Annotated in this window: 1 protein-coding gene; it reads left to right on the top strand. The window is 64.2% G+C overall.

What is annotated here, in order from left to right:
- Positions 1-260: immunoglobulin-like domain-containing protein (locus tag FQ664_RS27400; RefSeq protein WP_178091095.1), on the top strand; the 260-nt coding region annotated here is incomplete at both ends.

The following is a 260-nucleotide window of genomic DNA, read 5'->3' as shown; positions in this document are numbered from 1 at the left end:
GGCTCGACCGTCAGCGTAAGCATCGAAAGCGCCACCGGCGGCAACTTCGAACAACTGACGCCGAATCCGACCCCGGCTCAGACCACCATCAACGACTCGGTCGATGTCACTACCGCGACCCTGACCGCTTCGCCAAGCGTGACCGAAGGCGGTGTGATCACCTACACCGTGACCCTGAGCAATCCGGCGCAGTCGCCGGTGACCGTGACCCTGTCCAACGGCCAGACCATCACCGTCGAAGCCGGCAAGACCCAGGGCAG

Source organism: Pseudomonas persica, assembly GCF_900291015.1.
Classification (GTDB): Bacteria; Pseudomonadota; Gammaproteobacteria; order Pseudomonadales; family Pseudomonadaceae; genus Aquipseudomonas.
The sequence above is the reverse complement of the archived record's forward strand: the minus strand, read 5'-3'. Positions and strand labels throughout refer to the sequence as shown.